We start from the raw sequence: 19929 nt of genomic DNA on the forward strand, positions 1-19929 counted from the left end.
ATAACTAATGCGTAATTTTATCAAACAAACTTTTGCTAGTTTAATTGGCACCTTACTAGGACTAATTATTTTTGGTGGTCTGGGAACCACTGGATTATTCTTGCTAATATTGGCTGCTACTTCTTCTAAAGATACTGGGCCAAATGTGAAAGATAAGTCAATGCTAGTTTTTGACTTGTCAATGAAAATTACTGATAGCGAACCTAGTTCAGATGAATTGTTTCAAAGCACAATATCAGGTGTAGATGACGAAAGAATGGCACTCCGCAAAGTTGTAGAAACTTTGGAAAAGGCGCGGCGCGATCCGCGAATTGTTGGGATCTATTTAGATGCAACAAACACAAGCCAAGCTGGTAACGTCGGCTATGCCTCTCTGAAAGAAATTCGGAAAGCGTTAGAGGAATTTCGCGCTGCGGGGAAAAAGATTGTCGCCTATGGCAGTGATTGGAGTAAAAAAGAATATTACCTTAGTTCAGTAGCAGATTCCATTGTACTGAATCCTCTAGGAATGATGGAAATCAACGGCTTGAGTTCACAACCGATGTTTTTAGCCGGTGCATTGCAGAAATATGGCATTGGTGTTCAAGTCGTGCGAGTGGGGAAATTTAAGGGGGCTGTAGAACCGTTTATCCTCACAAAGTTGAGTCCAGAAAACCGCGAACAAACTCAGAAATTGTTGGATGATGTTTGGGGAGAGTGGCGTACTACTGTAGGCGCAAGTCGGAAAATTGAACCTAAGCAGTTGCAAGCGATCGCAGATAGTCAGGCGCTACTCGAAGCCACACAAGCGAAAACTAGCGGTTTAGTTGATCAAGTCCAATACCCTGATGAAGTGGTAACTGACCTCAAAAAGTTGACAGATAGCGATAAAGACGACAAAACATTCCGACAAATTAGCCTGAATAGTTATGCAGAAGTTTCTGGCAAATCTTTGGGTGTAGAACGTAGTTCAAAAAATGAAATTGCCGTTGTTTATGCTGAAGGTGAGATTGTCGATGGTAAAGGAGAAGATGGGCAAGTAGGAGGCGATCGCTTTGCCAAAATCTTCAAGAAACTTCGACAAGATAAGGATGTAAAAGCTGTTGTATTACGAATTAACAGTCCTGGTGGTAGTGCTACCGCAGCCGAAGTTATGCAGCGAGAGGTGAAATTAACTCGTCAAGCGAAACCAGTGGTAGTGTCAATGGGTGATGTGGCCGCCTCTGGTGGTTATTGGATTGCTAGCGACTCTAATCGCATTTTTGCCGAACCAAACACTATTACAGGTTCAATAGGTGTATTTGGGTTGCTGTTTAATGGTGCAAAGCTAGCGAGTGATAACGGCATCACCTGGGATTCAGTAAAAACTGCAACCTATGCTGATAGTCAAACAGTTTCGCGTCCGAAATCGCCTCAAGAGTTGGCAATTTATCAACGTAGTGTGAACCGAATTTATGATATGTTTCTGAATAAAGTTTCTCAAGGTCGGAAACTCCCAGAACAAAAAGTTGCAGAAATTGCTCAAGGACGAGTTTGGTCTGGTGTAGCGGCTAAAGAAATTGGTTTAGTGGATGAAATTGGCGGGTTGAATAGTGCGATCGCTTATGCTGCCAAGCAGGCAAAACTAGGAGAAGACTGGGAAGTGCAAGAATATCCTCGCACTAACAATTTCGGAGAACGGTTCTTTGGACGTGCAACCGAAGAGGTGCGGACTGCTTTAGGAATTGAGGGGACGCAACTTCAACAATCTAATCCCCTCATCAATGAATTCCAAAAGTTGCAACAAGAAATCGGAATTCTGCAAAAGATGAACGATCCACAGGGGGTTTATGCCCGTTTGCCTTTCAACTTGAAGATTGATTAACATCATCACCGGATCTATCCAACAATCACAACACCAATGCCCTTGCGATCGCAAGGGCGTTGTCATCCCTCTAGACTTGATACTAAGGAAAGTGTAAGTAATACCATTTCACTAAAATCCTGATACAAATTCTTTCCCCTCTGCTCCCCTGCTTGCCTAAATGTATCAACCTTAAAGTGAAACGGTATAAGTCGGCACAATAAAACTAAACTGTGTGAAGAAAAGTAAACAAGGCTCAAACTCTTTTTCTCCCTGCCCCCTGCCCCCCTGCCTTGTCCCAACGATAATTATTTACGCCGACCTACTTATTAGGGTTGGTAGTACTTCGACAACACTTGATGAAAGTGAGAAATTCCATATTCAATGTCTGCAAGCTGAAGTACACCATAAGCTTTGGAGTGAACACTTGCTTGTAGCGATCGCACTACCCCAAAGTCTTCATTTAACACCCGCTCAAATTCAGGTCGAAATTCATCCTGCTTATAAGGAAATGCTTCAATCTGTGCTTTTGTTTGATAAATAAAAACCTCAAACTTAGTTCTTGTGGGAGATAAAGGAGTCAGCCGAAAAACTGAAACTTTGTCTCTTGCAGTATTAATCATCATATTGGGAAAGATGAAGCCCTGGTAAGATTGTCCCCTTGGTTCTCCTGAAAAAGCGGGATGATCTTTCACAAATTCATCATCTGTAAAAGGAACAAATATCTGATAGTGTCGCCCAGTGGGAGTGTAAATAATATTCTTCGGATCGAAACACTTTAAACTTTGGGCATGAACAACTGACAAGTGATAACACTCTAGATAATTCTCAATGGGAAATTTCCAATTGGCTGGCTCTTCATAAAACCAGTGGTCAACCTGCTGAAGTTCCTGCAAAGAGTGCTGATATTGCTCTAGATAGGCTGAGAATCCGGCTAAATAACTGACTAAAGATTCCCCATCTGCTTCTGAGCAAACAAAGATAAAGCCGCCCCATGTCTCTACTCGTCCCTTAGCTAGATAGACAGCCGACTTATCTAAATTGGGAAAACACTCAGCGCGAGGTAAACCTTTAAGATTGCCTTCATAATTGAAGTTCCAACCATGATACGGACAACGCACCCGTTGACAATGACCCTGCCCTTGTAACATCTGCGCTCCACGATGCGGACAAACATTGTGCATCCCTCGCAATATGCCATTATTATCTCGAATCACGAACATGGGCTGATCGCCAACTTGGCAAGTTAAATAATCCCCAGGATTAGGTAGATCGGATTCACGTCCTACAAACTGCCAGATATTACGCCAGATAGTTTGCTGCTCATAAGCAAAAATTTGTTCACTAAAGTAGTAATCACCAGGTAGCCCAAATTTTGGTTTATTAGTATTAAGAGTTTCATCCACAAATGATGGATGGGTGAAGATATTCATAAGTTCTATCTAATCAGTGGTGTTGAGCGATCGCTGTACTCAGAACAACCTCAGATGAGATTGCCTCTTGCGCTAATTCCTGCCACCAAACCTGCATTGCATCAATCATTGCTCGGAACCCTGCTGCAAACTCTCCAAATTCTTCGGGTTGTATGTAGGCTGCCACAGATGTTCTTAAGCCCGCTTCATGTTCAACTTCCCACTCATCTAAATGTTTACTAAAAAAATATTGCAAATCCTTGGGCATTGCTCCTTCGTGTAACCACTTTACAAGTTTCACAATCAGAGTCAACTCAGGAATTGAAGTTGCCTCGATCGCGTAGGTTGCCCCAAGTACATAGCTTGCTTGGTGGTCAAATAGCGATAGCATAGTTCTTAGCAGTTTGGATGTAGCAACTGATGGCATTGTATTCTTCACAGCAACACCCAGCCCTTTTTCCAGCCCGTCAGCTAAAAGCGTGTAATGAGAGATTCCTCCAGTTGTGCTACCCATTTCTTCATCTATGTTTTCTTGGAGTTCCTGAGCTACACCGTTCCATTTTGCACCCAGCGCTTTTCGTCTTGCTAACTCTGTGAAACCCACCAACTCCTTTGGAAAAATCGAATATTGCTGCATGACATAAGCAATCTGAGCAAAGCTTGCCTGACTAAGTATTTTTACGACAGGATTTTCTGTAATGCTAAATGCCACATAATCCTGAGCGAGCAGTTGATTAAGTCGCTTTGTTAAGTGATTAAATTCCATTAAATTTTTAGTCCTTTCTTATAGATTTGCTGAATGCTAATCTAGCTTTAACAGTTGCTAACAATTAACGCGCAATTGATATCTTATATGGACAGAATAGCTTCCTTAAATTGATAAAACTTGAGTAAAGCTACTGGAAATAACTAAGTAATTAAGTTGATTAAAATTAGTATTTTTTAGGTAAAAATACTAAGTCAGAATGATTTTAAAAATTTAATTAGTGGAAATTTACTATATTACAGAATTAAACTGATTAAAAATATTTGAATAATGAAATTCTTATAAGGATAATATGTTGTAAGATTAAGTCCAATAGCAAGCAGTTGATGAATTGTAAATAGAGATATTACCTATTAATTATTCGTTTCTTAATTAAACACAACATTATTTTGATAGTCTGAAGTTACTCATGGGTAATCTAGGTTAAGCAAAGACCTGCGCGAACCAAGATTTACCACTCATGAAGATACATCCATCTGGCAAAGTCCGTGCATTTTCATTACAGCTTGTTCTGGTCGTTCCTTTCGTATTGCAACTTTTTGGCATCGTGGGGCTGGTCGGGTATCTGTCGTTTAAAAATGGCGAGAAAGCGGTGAACAATCTAGCAGATCAGTTGATGGAGCGAACCAGTGGTGAGGTAAATCAACATTTAGATGCTTACTTATCGATTCCTCATAAAGTTATCCAGTTAAATGCGGATGCAATTCGCATGGGATTGCTGAATGTGCGCGATCGCCTCAAGGTTGGCAAGTACTTCTGGCACGAAATGCAAGCCTATGACCTAACCTTTATCAGCTTGAACCTAGCAACTGGGGAAGGAACTGGAGCTGGTCGTTACGATGGCAAAACGGTGACAATCGATGATAATGCGATCAAAACTCCAAGTCTGCCGAAAAATACGAAAACTTACTTAACAGATAATGATGGCAACCCAACCAAAGTGATGACGACCAGTACTTGGGATACCGTCAATGAACTTGCTTACACTGAACCTGTCAAAGCCGGGAAACCTATCTGGGTTCGCATTTATACTTATTACGATCCTGCTTATCCCCCTTATATTGTGGCATCGGCAGGTCGTCCGATTTATGATGCCAGCAAAAAACTGATTGGTGTTGTGGGGGCTGAAATTCACCTGTTGAAACTCAGTGAATTTTTACAAAAATTAAATGTCAGCCGCTTCGGACAAGTTTTTATTATGGAGCGTGATGGTATGTTGGTTGCCAATTCTGCTCAAGAAAAGCCTTTTACCGTAGTCAATAACGAAATTAAACGCCTTAAAGCAATCGACAGCCCCAATCCGGTGCTACAAAGCATTGCCAAGCAGCTTCAGCAGCGCATTCCAGATTTTCAGTCCATTACCAATACCCAAAAACTGAAAGTTAATGTTCAAGGAGAAAATTTCTATGTGCATGTTGTACCTTGGCGTGACCAACATGGTTTGGACTGGTTAGTGGTAGTTGGTATTCCGGAAAAAACTTATATGTCGCAAATCCATGCCAACACCCAAATTAGCATCCTGCTGTGTTTTGGGGCACTGATAGTAGCAACGACGATTGGCATATTTACCTCGCGTCGGATTGCAGATCCTATCTTGCGTTTAAATCAGACCACCAAAGCAATAGCATTTGGTGATTTAGAACAGACACTCCCAGAGGGGAATATCCATGAACTCAACACTCTTGCTCACTCTTTTAATCACATGGCAGGGCAATTGCGGGAATCCTTTATTGCTTTAGAAAATAGTAATGCCGAACTAGAAGCGCGAGTCGAACAACGAACTGTTGAACTAAAAACAGCTATGAGTGAATTGCAGCGTACCCAAGCACAAGTAGTTCAAAGTGAAAAAATGTCTAGTCTGGGCCAACTAGTAGCAGGTATTGCCCATGAAATCAATAACCCCGTCAACTTTATTCACGGCAATATTACTCACTTGGATGAATATACTCAAAACTTGTTACAGATGATTTATCTCTACCAAGAACGCTATTCTAGTCATGATCCAGAAATTCAAGCATTAGCAGAGGAAATTGATCTAGAATTTCTCATTGAAGATTTACAAAAGATACTGCCTTCAATGAAAATGGGGACTGAGAGGATTCGTAACATTGTGCGATCGCTGCGGAATTTTTCGCGTATGGATGAAGCAGAATTTAAAGCAGTTGATATTCATGAAGGCATCGAAAGTACGCTTTTAATTCTGCAACATCGCCTCAAAGATAAACCAGACCGTCCAGCAATTGAAATTGTTAAAAATTATGGCAACTTGCCGCAAGTGGAATGCTATCCTGGTCAACTCAACCAAGTATTGATGAATATTCTGGTAAATGCAATGGATGCCCTTGATGAGTTAGATATCAAGCATACCTCTCAACAGATAGAGGAAAATCCCAGTCAAATTACTATCCGCACTTCATTAGTTGATTCACAATCAATAGAAATTGCGATCGCTGATAACGCACAAGGAATGCCAGAATCGGTTCAAAGCCGGATCTTCGATCCATTTTTTACTACCAAACCTGTAGGCAAAGGAACAGGCATGGGTATGGCAATCAGCTACCAAATCATTACGGAAAAACATGGTGGGAAATTGCTATGTTTTTCTAGCCTTGGGCAAGGCACTAATTTCATAATTCAAGTGCCTATCCGCCAAAAAGCTCCTGAACCCGCCCTCAAAGTATAGAGCAATCGCATCATTTATTAAAATTGTTAAATCAACGACTGGAGTGATATTCAATACTATAAATACTTCCGCAACAATAACTCCAATTTTTCTTTTGTCGCTACTGGTGCTTTATGCAATTGAGTCAAAATCCCATACTTCAAAGCCGAATGCGCCTCACTCGGCTGTGGATTTTCACTCAACCGCCGCACAGTTTCTTGAATCACCTTTTGAGCATTCACCGCATTCCGCAGCAAATTGCCGATCAGCATTTCCACGAACAAATTTGTTCAATTGATTCTGGTTCGGTTGAATCTGCCGTTAAACAGGTTGACTGTCGAACAAAAATTTTCGGGGCACAATGGAAACAAGAAAATGTGCCTCAAGTCCTTGCCCATCGCTGTGCTTACCTTAATGAATTATTGTCGGTTTGAGCCACTTTAAAAAGTGAGATGCTCCCGATACAATGCTATAACCAGTGTTTCGGATACGTCCTTTCCTCGGCTAAGTTATTGAAGATCACAGCGCATAGCACTAGAATCATCGATCCCTCAAAAGCAGGTGTTAGCAAAAATTGCCAGTCTGGTTTCGTCATCATGACGACTAATGCAACAGCGCCCGAAGGTGGGTGTAAAGTTCCGGTAAGCTGCATGACTCCGATCGCACTAGAAACAGCCATTCCCATTGACAAGGGAGAAGAACCGAGAAAATGCAGAATTATCAGACTCACGATAGCAGCTAAAAGATTACCCCCAACGACATTACGAGGTTGAGCCAAAGGACTGTCAGGGACACCAAAGATCAAAACACTAGTAGCACCAAAAGGAGCCATCAGCAAAGGAGAATTAGTTTTTGCAGCAAGGTAAGACGTTGCACTGATGGCTAAGAAACTACCAATCCAACTCCAAAAAACATGCCGATGATGAGGTCTGTCTATTGGACAGGTTAGCGGACAGGATCGCCATCTGGCAAAGGTTTTAAACCAATAATTTTGCAATTTCAACCGAAGTTTTTTAGCGTCGATCATGAATGAACCACTCGATAATCACGACTCCCTGAATTGACTGAGCAAGGCTTTACTAAAGTTACAATAACATGACATTTCTCAAAAAATCTTTAAAAAGTATTCAAATATACAGAATTTTCTATTTTGTTGGGATTTAGCCTAAATCGATCAGTTTAAGTTGCATAAAAGTGGGCTGTTCGCGTTGACGTAGGGTAGCCCTTGCTACAAGCTAATCCAATACGGTTCAGTTAAGGCTAAAACTCTTTGTCAAACTCAATTTTTTTAACGTAGACGCTTCTCTACGAGACGCTACGCGAACGGCTTGCCGCAGGCTACCGCCAAGGACGCCAAGAACGCAGAGAGAAGAAAGAAATGCTTAACTGAACTGTATTGCAAGCTAATCATTCGTGGAAAATGAATGACGATTAGCTTAGTTGAAATTGCTCTTTGTTTGATTTGTTCTTGCTCACTGACTACAGCGAGGCGAATAAGTTGGCGAGGCCAACCTCTTAAACTTCTCTTCACGTCAGCCTAATAAATTTATAAAGGATTTCCAGAAATTAAATTATTCATTTTTGAGAGCGAAGATGATCGTTAGATTTTTCCTCCCCTGCCTCCCCTGCTTCCCCTGCCTGCCTCAACGGATAAATTTTTTAACTGAACCGTATTGGGTTAGGTGATACTCAACAGCCAAACTACATTAAATATCTCAGAAATCCTACTGAACCATCAAGACAATAAATGTAACTAACATATACATAAATATTGTCAGGATGCTGAATATGTCAGATTTACCGCTTCAGTGCAAAAATTTGAAAGAGCAGGTTGAGTGTATATTACAACTTTTACAGCAAGAACCAACGCTACGTTTCCAAGATATTACATCTGTACAAACTTCCCTAAATAAAGCGATTTCTCCAAAGTTTGAAATTGTATTTGCAGGTGCGTTTAGTGCTGGTAAATCAATGCTTATAAATGCACTATTAGAAAGGGAATTACTCTACAGCGCAGAAGGACACGCTACAGGTACAGAATGCAAAATCGAGTATGCAGAAGTAAATAAAGAACGTGTTGTTTTGACGTTTTTAAGTGAAGCAGAAATTCGTGAACAAGCAGTTTCTTTGTGTCAACAACTAGGATTTAAGACAGTAGCTAATATCAACCAAGCTGATGTAATTAACCTGCTACGCCAAGGTTGTGAAGCGATTATTCAGCAAGAGGGTGGTGAGAATAAATCAGAACGTGCAAAACAGGCGAAAGCGTTAATATTGTTACTAGAGGGATATATAGCAAACCGCGATCGCATCAACACGGTTAATAATGCTACATATTCAATGGAACAGTTTAACTTTTCCAATCTCAAGGAAGCGGCTGGATATGCCCGTCGTGGTAGTAATAGTGCAGTATTGAAGCGAATAGAATATTACTGTAATCATCCTTTGCTACAAGATGGCAATGTAATTATTGACACACCCGGTATAGATGCACCAGTAGAGAAAGATGCACAACTAACTTATGCCAAAATTCAACATCCTGATACTTCGGCGGTGGTGTGTGTGCTAAAACCTGCGGCGGCGGGTGAGATGACAAAAGAAGAAACAGAACTTTTGGAATTAATGCGGGAGAATGGGGGAGTACGCGATCGCGTTTTCTATATCTTCAACCGCATCGATGAAACTTGGTATAATACTCAGCTACGGCAACGATTAGACGATTTAATTAGTGGGCAATTTCACAATACAAGCAAGGTTTATAAAACGAGTGGATTATTAGGATTTTATGGCAGTCAGATTAAACAGACAAGCCAACAAGATAGATTTGGTTTAGATTCTGTTTTCGCAGAAAGTATTAAAGGTTTAGATGGTAAAGAAGAAACACCACAATTTGTCTATGCGTTTAACAACTACTGCGTAAATTCAGGAAAGCTGTCTTCTAGTAAATTCCGTGTTTCTGTTAACGGCTTTGAAACCCCAAATCAAAATTATGTGCGAATTCTAGGAGATTGGGGAAATGAAATTATAGAACAGCTAATTAAAGATAGTGGTACTGAAGAATTTCGCACGGCAATTACTCGCTATCTTACCGAAGAAAAGCGTCCCCAATTATTTAAAAATCTTGCTGATGATTTGGAAGATATTTGTATTAACCTCAAAAAACATTATCAGAATGTACAACGCAACTTAGATAGTCAGCCTCAAGAAATTGAGACAATGAAGTTGCAAGAGTTACAACGCCTAAATCAGCAACTCCAGCAAATTGGTAGAGACTTTAATGAGCATATCACAGAAGAAGTTAACCAAGTAATTAATAATTCTTGTGATGCTTTTGAAGCAGATTTTAAGCAGTTGCAATCAAGAATGATTCGCCGTTTAGATGAATTGCTAGATACATTTTCTGTAGCTTCTGCTTATCAACGTGCAACTATCAGCCATCCTCGTAACGCTACCGCACCTTTAATTGCTATTTTAGTAGAGGCATTTTATTACTTAGCAAATCAATTAGAAGATATTTTACTTGAATCTTCTCAGCAAGTAGTAGCGAATTATTTTCAGCGATTGATTGAAAAGATTCGTAAGTCAGAATATTATCGCCAGTTATATCGTTTATTAGATAATGATGGTGGTATTGAAAAAGAAATCAATATATTAGAAAAAAGAGTTGCTCAAGCATTATTTAGTGCAGCTAGTGTAGAGTGCGATCGCTTTGTACGAGAAAGTCCCAGATTTTACGATGAAGGCACTTTTTCTATATATCAATTTCGCCAAACTTTATCACAAACTTCTCAAGGTTACGACGCTGAAAGTATTGTGGAAGCAGAACCAGCAATTAGGCAATTATTGAAGTTAGATTTTGAGCCAAAAGTGTCCCAAACTATTCGTAAATCTTTCCGTCAAACCATTAATCAAACCCTGAAAACTCAGTTGTTACCAATGGCAGATAAGCAAGCAGATGAAATTTTGCAGCAATATCCACAGGCGCGTGCTTATTTAGAAAAAACATTAGAACAAGAAGCTAAAGAAAAAATTACGACTAATCGCCGATTATTGAGTGTTGTTGAAGAAAATATTGCAGCATATAATTTAGCAGTTTCTAATATTAACACTTGTTTACAATTAATGCAATTATATGACAATCTTTTGCCTATAATTGGTGATTCTTTTGATACTGTTAATAAGTTTGCTGATAGTAAGCTTTTGGTTTCAGATTTCGTGTAAGAGGTTTAATATTAATCTCAATTAATCTGTATTAATTGAGATAATTGTAGCTTGTAGTGAGTGCTTTAGCGCTCACTATGTACAGTTTTGCGTAAAATAGAAAAATCTAAAAAATTGATAGTGAGATAGAATATAAATTCAAGCCAATAGGTGTAATGATGGTGATGTTTTAGACTAGAGGTGGATTATGAACCTATTCCACTAATATAAAAATGTGGTAATCTGCTTTAAAGAATGTTTGAAAAGTCGTCTTTTCAGTAGCAAAATGTTCTAGATTTTCCTAAATCTATTAAAAAGGGGAACTTTGATTATTTTCCCTTTTTAATAGGGGTTAGGGGGGATCAATAAATGCCTGAAATCACAGCCAACCACTTTTCAAATAACCTCTTAAATACCCTAATTACAGTCTCAACTTTTTTTGTACCTTGTTTAATCCGTTGAACTACTAAGAAACTAGATTGTTTCTCTTAAAGGATAACGAATACCGTTGGTTGTCAGCTTACGTTAAATTAACTTAATTCTGCACTGAACCATAGTTAGACAAGGAATGATAGACATGGCATCTATTAATGGTACTATTGGTAACGATATTCATTCTTACTGGGACTCCAGAAACTGATTCCATTTTCGGTGATTTAGGTGATGACACTCTCGATGGTCTTGGTGGTGATGATAAGTTTTCTTCAATAATGTAATTGATGTCCTCGTTTTCGGTTCTTCTAACATATCCGATTTATACGTCTATAGTACTGATGGTTTTGACATCATTAAAAACTCTTCTATTGGGAGTATTATCAATATTGATCCTGGTAATCCCAACCGTAAACATAAAGATATAGATAAAACTATTGGAAGTGCTATAAATTCGATAGATTCGGAATTTCGTTCAGGAAAAACCAAATTCATCGACAGCATCACAGATTCTGATACAATCCAAAGGAGCTCGGTAGAGAAGAATATTTATGATTTGAAAGGCAACGATGTACTGTATAGCAACAATAACTTGGGTGACAATCTAGAGAACTTGATTCTCACAGGTAGCGCCGATATTAGTGGCATAGGCAACGCTCTGGACAATCGAATTTATGGGAATGCCGGTCACAACTTTTTGGTTGGCGGTGATGGTAATGACCACCTGCTTGGCTATGGGGACTACGACATTTTGGTTGGTGAGGCTGGTAATGACACGCTCGAAGGCGGTGCTGGTAACGACTTCTTAAATGGGGGTTCTGGTAGCGATATACTTATTGGCGGTGCAGGTAACAATACACTCACAGGCAATGCTGGTGCTGATAAATTTGTCTTCAACTTCAAATCTGAAGACATTGACATCATCAAGGACTTCAGCAACTTGGAGAGCGACAAAATTCAGATTTCTACAATTGGGTTTGGTGCTACTTCCACTAACGAGTTCAGTTATAACCGCAACACTGGTGCCTTGTCCTTCCAGGGAACTCAATTTGCCACTCTTGAGAACAAGCCTAATTTCATACCCCGTATTGATATTGAGCTTGTTTCTTAAGGTCTGATCTCTTCAATTAGCTAGGTCTTGTAGTGCCTAACCAAACTCAACTTTTAGATACTATGGCCCGTACTACGGGCGAGGGACGAGGAGGAAGCGTAAAGGTGAATGCTTCTAACTCTATAGAGTTAAATGGTACCTCAGCCGACGGTCAGATGCCCAGCCTCTTGACAACTGAAACCACAGGCGGGGGAGACCCCGGGAATTTAACGATTGAAACTGGGCAGTTGACTATCAAAAATGGCGCACAGATAACCAGTAACAGCACAGGACTTGGAAGAGCAGGTGATTCTAAAGTAGAAGCAAGCTCTCTGAGTCTTGACCAGGGAAGTATTACCTCGCAAACGACATCGGGTAATGGAGGAAACATTACTCTATCAGTAAAAGACCTCTTACTGCTGCGCCGTGGCAGTAAAATTTCCACTAGTGCAGGTACAGCAAAACAGGGTGGAGATGGTGGTAGTATCGATATTAACTCTAAATTTATTGTTGCTATCCCCGAAGAAAACAGTGACATAAGCGCTAATGCTTTTTCAGGTGCAGGTGGGAGAGTGGATATCAAAACGAATGGCATTTATGGTATTAAGTTTCGTGAAAGTCTAACTCGCCTAAGTGACATCACTGCTAGTTCAGAATTTGGTAGACAAGGCACTGTAGAACTTAATACACCTGGTATCGACCCCAACAGTGGCTTAGTTGAGTTACCCACAATAGGTGTAGAAACTAAAGTAGTGCAAGTCTGCGATAGTCCAGGTTATGCTCAAAGCAGCTTTATCATTACCGGACGCGGCGGTTTACCTCTTAATCCCACTAAAGATATTTTCCCAAACCGCACAGTAGAAGTAGGTTGGGTATCGGTCAAACCTAGCAGTGAGCGCAACAATGCACCTGTTACCACTAGGACAGTTACCACCACACCAGAACGTATTGTAGAAGCAAGTGGATGGGCGGTAAACAAAAAGGGAGAGGTAGTACTTACAGCTAATATACCTGCTGGCGATCGCGGTTCGTGGCAGAAAGATGTACCTTGCAGTGCAACTCATGCTCATCAGTAAATGCTGTTGAGTTGCAAGTAATCACTCGTGATTCGCTCATTTTTATAGGAGTTAGAAAAAATATATTCAACCTACGCAGTTTAAGGTTTTGGCGCTAACTGAACTGTATTGTGCTATAACTACTCTTTCTTTACAAAATTGGGTACTAGGTATTAGAAAAACAATCCCTAATTCCCAACTTAATGGTTATGAATATCAAGCGTCGGCAATTTCTCACAGCTTGTGGACTAGCTACACTAGCTACCCAGATATCACCACTTACTGCCCAAGGTAAACTATCTCCAAACACCAGCAGCAAGCCGCCTCGCCTACAAGCTGGTGATACCGTAGGATTGATTTCCCCTGCGGGTATAGTTGACGCTAAAGATATTGAAGCAGTACAGCAATCTATCTCACAGTTAGGGTTAAAAGTCAAGCTGGGGAAGCATATTTTAGACCGTTATGGTTATCTAGCGGGTAAAGATACTGATCGCGCCGATGATGTAAACTTGATGTTTAGCGATCGCACCATCAAAGCGATTATTCCCATGCGTGGAGGTTGGGGTTGTAATCGCATTTTACCCCTACTCAACTACTCGCTAATCCGCTCCCATCCGAAAATTATCATTGGTTACAGCGATATTACGACGCTATTGTTAGCAATTAATGCTCGTAGTCAAATGATTACTTTTCATGGGCCAGTTGCTACGTCTACCTGGAATCAATTTACAGTCGATTACTTCAAGCGCATCCTATTTAATGCTGAAGCTGTAACTATGCAAAATCTCAACCCTAGCGAAGTGCGGATGGAGATAATAGCACCGGGAAAGGCGAGGGGTAAACTTGTAGGTGGAAACTTGTCAGTTTTATCAGCAATGGTAGGTTCACCTTACCTACCTTCTTGGAACAAAAACATTCTGTTTGTGGAAGAAGTTGGCGAGGATGTTTATCGTATAGATAGGATGTTGACGCAATTAAAAACTGCTGGGATACTTAATCAAATTGCTGGCTTTATCTTTGGGCAATGCACTAAATGTAGTCTTGGAGATGAACCATCGTTTACATTAATGCAAGTATTGCAACAACACATACTTCCTTTAGGTATTCCTGCTTGGTACGGTTCAATGATTGGTCATATTAAGGATAAATTTACCTTGCCAATCGGTGTAGAAGTGGAAATAAATGCTCAACTTGGGACAATACGAATGTTGGAGGCGGCAGTAAAATAATTTAGGATTTTAGATTTTAGATTTTAGGTTTATTTTGCGTAGCTTGCTGATTGGGGAGCAAGTATAAATTCTGGCGCAACTCTTTGAGATAAATTCGCGTTCAGACCTTTTGAAATTTTGGATTGAAGATTCAAAATCCACAATATCAAATTCGCTGATTTTGATTAAAATTTTGATAGATAGTATGTATTTCTCCTCGCTATGTTACGACTAACAGAAGTAAAGCTTCCGCTTGATCATCCTGAAGATGAGATCAAGACTGCCATCCTCAAAAAGCTGCAAATCACGGACGAAGATTTGATTAGCTATTCCATCTTCAAGCGTAGCTACGATGCCCGTAAAAAAGGAGAGATTACCCTTGTTTATATTCTGGATGTAGAAACGACTCAGGAAACTCATCTACTCAAGCGCCTGAAAAAAGATCCTCATGTAAGTGTCACACCAGACATGAGTTATCGCCTAGTGGCACAAGCACCAAGCAATTTGACGATTCGCCCCATCGTCATTGGTACTGGCCCTTGTGGCTTATTTGCAGGTTTGATGCTAGCGCAAATGGGTTTCTGTCCGATCATTTTAGAACGTGGCAAACAAGTCCGCGATCGCACTGCTGATACCTTTGGCTTTTGGAAGAAAAAATCAGACTTTAACCCAGAATCTAATGCCCAGTTTGGCGAAGGTGGAGCGGGTACATTCTCTGACGGTAAACTTTACAGTCAAGTAAAAGATCCTCAGCACTATGGGCGCAAGGTGCTAACCGAACTCGTCAATGCGGGAGCCTCACCAGAAATTCTCTATATCAACAAACCGCACATCGGCACTTTTAAACTTGTGGGAATCGTCCAAAGTATGCGTGCCAAAATTGAATCCCTCGGCGGTGAAATTCGCTTTCAAAGCCGGGTGGAAGATATCAACATCGAAAACGGAAAGGTGCGGGGCGTAACCCTCGCCAGTGGAGAGTATATCGCCAGCGATTATGTAGTTTTGGCGGTGGGTCACAGCGCCCGTGATACCTTCCAAATGCTGTTTAATCGTGGAGTTTATATCGAACCGAAACCATTTTCCATTGGCTTTCGGGTCGAACATCCCCAGACTCTCATCGACCAATGTCGTTTCGGGCCTCAAGCTGGTCATAAGCTTTTAGGTGCTGCCGATTATAAACTGGTTCACCATTGCCAAAATGGTCGTTCCGTCTATAGTTTCTGTATGTGTCCGGGGGGCTTGGTGGTTGCAGCCGCATCAGAACCGGGGCGAGTCGTCACCAATGGGATGAGCCAATACTCTCGCAATGAGCGCAATGCCAATAGTGCGATCGTTGTGGGCATCACACCCGAAGATTATCCTGGCAACGCCTTAGCAGGAATTGACTTGCAACGGCGCTTAGAAGAACGAGCTTTTGAATTGGGCGGTGGAACTTATGAAGCGCCAGGGCAATTGGTGGGAGACTTTCTCAACCATCGCCCTTCTACAGCATTTGGCACAGTTAAACCATCTTATACACCGGGGGTACATTTGGGTGATTTGAGTCAGAGTTTACCAGATTATGCGATCGCAGCCATCCGTGAAGCACTTCCCGCTTTTGACAAACAAATTAAAGGATTTGCAATGAATGATGCCGTGTTGACTGGGGTAGAAACCCGCACTTCATCACCGATTCGGATTAAACGCAAAGAAGATTATCAGAGTTTAAATACAGTCGGTCTTTATCCGGCTGGTGAAGGCGCGGGATACGCAGGAGGAATCCTCTCGGCCGGTATCGATGGTATCAAAGTGGCAGAGGCGGTGGCTTTAAGTATTTTGAGGAATGTGAGTTTGTAGTAGGCACAAAACGTGCTTAAAAATCCAGAAATAAAGTCCTGACTACGAACTTTATTTACCCTCTCTGCTCAGAAAAAATTGTCAGACTTACCACGCAAGATACTAAAATTTAGTTATCAATAAAAACATAATGTTTGATACTCGCCATTTTCCTGGGGCTTGGCAAACCCATTGGTTATATTTCGATTAATCTTTGAACATGGTTGTTGACAAAAATCTAGAAGCGTTCATTCCTTATACTCGCAGCGATATTATCAAAATTTGCCTGCAAGACGGTCAACTAAATGAGGCTGATGCCAAAAAATTTCAAGATTTCTGCCAAATCCTCACTGCGTATTATCACTTTCGTTTCCATAAAACCTTAGAAATTATTAAAGATAATTATGTACCTTTTAACCCCAATGAAGATATTCAACCAATAACTCCACTAACCTTCGAGCAATATGATGAAATGGAGTTAAATATAGTTGATGCTTTTCAGCATATTGTCGAAAGAGCGAATTATCTTCTGTTACCTGAATCGATTGTCAAGCGATCGCTAACAACCAAATCTCTAATTGATTTGAAAACTCAAGTTGATTTTGAGGATTTTGACCGCTTTATCTGTTACTACCGGGGTAATAGCTATAAAAAAATTTCAGTAAAAAAGTTCTTCTTTTGGCGAGAAGAAAAGACTATTGATATTTTGGAACGGATTGTTTTATTTGTCAAGTTCAAAGAAGCGGCTTACTTTCGTGCAAAGAAGATCAACATCCAAGATTTGAAATTCATTCCCGGTAAGATGTATGTTTACTGCTATAAAAATATTCTGAAGCTAGACATTGACTTACTCTTTCCCAATGTAAAAACGAGTATGACCTGGAAAGATCGCTTACTATTTGGAATTCCTGCTATTGGGGCAGCAATTCCTTTGATATTAAGAACCTTGCCAAATTTGTTATTGCTGGTTGCGGCAATTTTGCTAGTACTAAATGTATCATTTTTAATTGAATTATTCAATGTAGAGTTGGAAAAAGTTAGAAACTTTATGCCAGTTTTGGTGGCAACTTTATCATTAACTATATCTTTGGGTGGATTTGCCTTTAAGCAATACACTAATTACAAAAATAAAAAAATTAAATTCCAAAAAATAGTTACCGATACGTTATTTTTTCAGAATTTAGCTAATAATATAAGTGTCTTTCAAATGTTTATTGAATTGGCAGAAGAAGAATGTAAAGAAATTATTCTGGCATACTATCACTTACTTACTAGCCCTATACCGTTAAGCCCTCAACAATTAGATTCTCGTATCGAAGCTTGGATGGAGAATAAACTAGGCACAAAGATTAACTTTGATATTCAAGGGCCTCTGAGCAATCTAGAAGATATTCGTGGTCAAGTAATTCCCAACAGCGAAACAACAGATAATGTACCAGAAGTCCCTTTACTAACCTATAATCAGCAGGGAGCGTGTCAAGTTCTCCCCTTGGATGATGCGAAAGCAGTGATTGATTATGTTTGGGATAATGCCTTTCAATATAATGGGATAATTTTGTAGGCAGGACTAGGGTTCCGATGTCAATTCTAATATCAAGCCTCACCTAGATACTTTCGAGGTAGGGCTTTTGTTTTTATGTCTGGATTGGATATGCAATCATCTATCAAGCGCGATGGTGTACACATCCGCGTAGGCGATCGCAGTGCAGAATTTATCCGATTATTAAAGCTGGTTCTTTACAGAAGTTAAATAGGGCTGACTCAGTTTCTGATTCATCTTCAAATACAGCAGAGATGTACCATTCACAGGGCGAACCATTCGTATACTCAGCCCAAGCAATTGTTGCTGTTTGACCTGATGGAATCCCTGACTCACCCAAGTTAAATGAAGCCCACTCTTCATCATCGACAGATACCCACAACTCTGTAATTGTCAGTTCAGTTTTATTGGTAACGGTAAAGGTGAATTGGTCTGACATAAATAGCCTTTTAGCAATAAATAAATTGCAGATTGTCAGTCACAGATCATACTGACACTTTTTTAAGGCATTTGCAATCTGGAGCTAATACAACTCATATTTCATTAACTGACAGGGCAACGTTCCGTTATACACCGCAATTCGCTGCGATGATTTTAGTCCAATCGATTGAGACAGTTCCTTGTTACCACTCAGGACAAATGCAGTCCAGCCTTTGAAGCGTTGTTTCAACACATCGCCCAAAAGTTTGTAAAATGCCCCTAAATCGCTATCTCGCCCCAGCCGTTCGCCATAAGGTGGATTGCAGAATAAAATCCCACTGTCTGCGGGGGCAACAACATCAGCAAGCTCCATTTGAGAAAACCATACATGGTTATCAACACCGCAGTTTTGAGCATTGTTAATCGCTTGCTCAATTATATTTTCATCGCGATCGCTTCCCCAAATAGGTGCAGGCAGAGTATCCAGTTGGCTATCCTTAGCTTCTTGCAGCAGCTTTTCTAAAAGGGATAAATCAAAATCGAGCCAATTTTCAAATCCAAAAGATTCACGAAACAACCCTGGTGCGATATTAAGTGCCTTTAAGCTAGCTTCAAGAGGTAAAGTGCCAGAGCCACACAGAGGATCATAAAACATTTGGTCTGGCTGCCAGCCCGAAAGTTGAATCAGGGCAGCAGCTAGAGATTCCTTTAGGGGGGCTGCTCCAACCGCAGGACGGTAGCCTCGACGATGCAAACTATTTCCAGAACTGTCGAGTTTAACGGTACAACTATCGCGTTCAATATGAACATTAACCCGCACATCTGGATTGTGAAGCTCTACATTTGAACGCTCACCCAGATTTTCTTTCTGCTGGTCAACGATCGCATTTTTGACTTGGAGAGATGTAAAGTGGCTGTGGTTGAGGCGATCGTTTTTGCCTGTGACATTCACCGCCAAAGTCATATCGGGCGTGAGATAGTTTTGCCAATCGATACTCTGAATACCGCAATAGAGATCCTTGGTATCAAGGCAAGGAAACTCATGGATATTCACCAAGATTCGGAACGGCAGCCTAGCCCAGAGGTTGACTCGATAAAGTAGGGTGCGATCGCCCTCAAAGGCTACACCACAAAACCCAGGCTCCACTGAATGAGCGCCTAGCTGCTCTAACTCCTGAGCCGCAAGGCTTTCTAATCCACGAGCAACCGTTGCAAAATACTGATTCATCCGCTAATCCAAAGCATACTCTTCACTGCTGACCCCTTGACGAACTTTAGCTTAACTTAACTTATATATTGTGACATTCGCTGTTAAGTCTGCAATTATAACCTTAGTATAGGAATCGTATTTGATTTTTGAAATTATCTCCGTGGGCGGGGAGTGGGGAGTAGGGAGTAGGGAATAGGGAATTAGGCTTTTTAATTTGTACCAAGCTTTTTTAGAAATCAAACATTAGTCCTATAGAATACAAAGAATTAAATAACAAGCCTCAGCTAAACGAAATCA

The 19929-nt window shown here is 40.6% G+C and carries 14 protein-coding genes and 2 pseudogenes; 10 read left to right on the forward strand and 6 right to left on the reverse strand.

Annotated elements, in window-relative coordinates; genetic code table 11:
* The first annotated feature begins 7 nt into the window (after positions 1-7).
* Positions 8-1843 carry a signal peptide peptidase SppA gene (gene sppA, locus RMY00_RS00780; RefSeq protein WP_322645738.1) on the forward strand — a complete coding sequence of 612 codons (1836 nt, stop codon included), beginning with the start codon at positions 8-10 and terminating at the stop codon, positions 1841-1843.
* 308 nt (positions 1844-2151) lie between these two features.
* Here the strand turns inward: sppA and RMY00_RS00785 are convergent, their stop codons facing one another.
* Both RMY00_RS00785 and RMY00_RS00790 read right to left on the reverse strand, forming a co-directional pair.
* A complete protein-coding gene (locus RMY00_RS00785; RefSeq protein WP_322645739.1) occupies positions 2152-3255 on the reverse strand; it encodes an aromatic ring-hydroxylating dioxygenase subunit alpha in 1104 nt (367 codons plus the stop codon).
* 13 nt (positions 3256-3268) lie between these two features.
* The gene (locus RMY00_RS00790) at positions 3269-4000 is read right to left on the reverse strand and encodes a DUF3865 domain-containing protein (protein ID WP_322645740.1); all 732 of its coding nucleotides are present in this window, start codon (positions 3998-4000) and stop codon (positions 3269-3271) included.
* A 460-nt stretch (positions 4001-4460) separates the two neighbouring features.
* Between RMY00_RS00790 and RMY00_RS00795 the strand changes: the two genes are divergently transcribed.
* Complete coding sequence (locus RMY00_RS00795) at positions 4461-6683, forward strand: sensor histidine kinase (RefSeq protein WP_322645741.1); 2223 nt, start codon at positions 4461-4463, stop codon at positions 6681-6683.
* A gap of 56 nt (positions 6684-6739) precedes the next feature.
* On the opposite strand, the pseudogene RMY00_RS00800 reads toward RMY00_RS00795, so the two are convergent.
* Positions 6740-6940 (reverse strand): annotated as a pseudogene (locus RMY00_RS00800) (S-methyl-5'-thioadenosine phosphorylase); the annotation flags it as partial.
* On the opposite strand from RMY00_RS00800, the pseudogene RMY00_RS00805 reads away from it, so the two are divergent.
* Positions 6941-7096, forward strand: a pseudogene (locus RMY00_RS00805) (ISKra4 family transposase); the annotation flags it as partial.
* Between the two features lie 35 nt (positions 7097-7131).
* Here RMY00_RS00805 and RMY00_RS00810 read toward each other — a convergent pair.
* On the reverse strand, positions 7132-7689 hold the full coding sequence (locus tag RMY00_RS00810) for an HPP family protein (protein WP_322645742.1): 558 nt from the start codon (positions 7687-7689) through the stop codon (positions 7132-7134).
* A gap of 761 nt (positions 7690-8450) precedes the next feature.
* Between RMY00_RS00810 and RMY00_RS00815 the strand changes: the two genes are divergently transcribed.
* From RMY00_RS00815 to RMY00_RS00845, 7 genes are all read left to right on the forward strand, one after another.
* Positions 8451-10883, forward strand: coding sequence for a dynamin-like GTPase family protein (locus RMY00_RS00815; protein WP_322645743.1), 2433 nt, complete (start codon positions 8451-8453; stop codon positions 10881-10883).
* A gap of 569 nt (positions 10884-11452) precedes the next feature.
* Positions 11453-11578 carry a hypothetical protein gene (locus tag RMY00_RS00820; protein ID WP_322645744.1) on the forward strand — a complete coding sequence of 42 codons (126 nt, stop codon included), beginning with the start codon at positions 11453-11455 and terminating at the stop codon, positions 11576-11578.
* Between the two features lie 272 nt (positions 11579-11850).
* The gene (locus tag RMY00_RS00825) at positions 11851-12405 is read left to right on the forward strand and encodes a calcium-binding protein (protein ID WP_322645745.1); all 555 of its coding nucleotides are present in this window, start codon (positions 11851-11853) and stop codon (positions 12403-12405) included.
* Positions 12406-12437: 32 nt separating this feature from the next.
* Positions 12438-13460: an S-layer family protein gene (locus RMY00_RS00830; protein WP_322645746.1), complete on the forward strand. Its 1023-nt coding sequence runs from the start codon at positions 12438-12440 to the stop codon at positions 13458-13460.
* Between the two features lie 188 nt (positions 13461-13648).
* On the forward strand, positions 13649-14668 hold the full coding sequence (locus RMY00_RS00835) for an LD-carboxypeptidase (protein ID WP_322645747.1): 1020 nt from the start codon (positions 13649-13651) through the stop codon (positions 14666-14668).
* Positions 14669-14869: 201 nt separating this feature from the next.
* Complete coding sequence (locus RMY00_RS00840; RefSeq protein WP_322645748.1) at positions 14870-16483, forward strand: NAD(P)/FAD-dependent oxidoreductase; 1614 nt, start codon at positions 14870-14872, stop codon at positions 16481-16483.
* Positions 16484-16682: 199 nt separating this feature from the next.
* Positions 16683-18023: a TMEM143 family protein gene (locus RMY00_RS00845; RefSeq protein ID WP_322645749.1), complete on the forward strand. Its 1341-nt coding sequence runs from the start codon at positions 16683-16685 to the stop codon at positions 18021-18023.
* A 151-nt stretch (positions 18024-18174) separates the two neighbouring features.
* Here RMY00_RS00845 and RMY00_RS00850 read toward each other — a convergent pair whose 3' ends face one another.
* Complete coding sequence (locus RMY00_RS00850) at positions 18175-18441, reverse strand: hypothetical protein (RefSeq protein ID WP_322645750.1); 267 nt, start codon at positions 18439-18441, stop codon at positions 18175-18177.
* 84 nt (positions 18442-18525) lie between these two features.
* Positions 18526-19650, reverse strand: coding sequence for a THUMP domain-containing class I SAM-dependent RNA methyltransferase (locus RMY00_RS00855; RefSeq protein ID WP_322645751.1), 1125 nt, complete (start codon positions 19648-19650; stop codon positions 18526-18528).
* Positions 19651-19929: the final 279 nt, after the last annotated feature.

Origin of the sequence: Nostoc sp. ChiVER01, assembly GCF_034531155.1 — a bacterium.
Lineage (GTDB): Bacteria > Cyanobacteriota > Cyanobacteriia > Cyanobacteriales > Nostocaceae > Nostoc.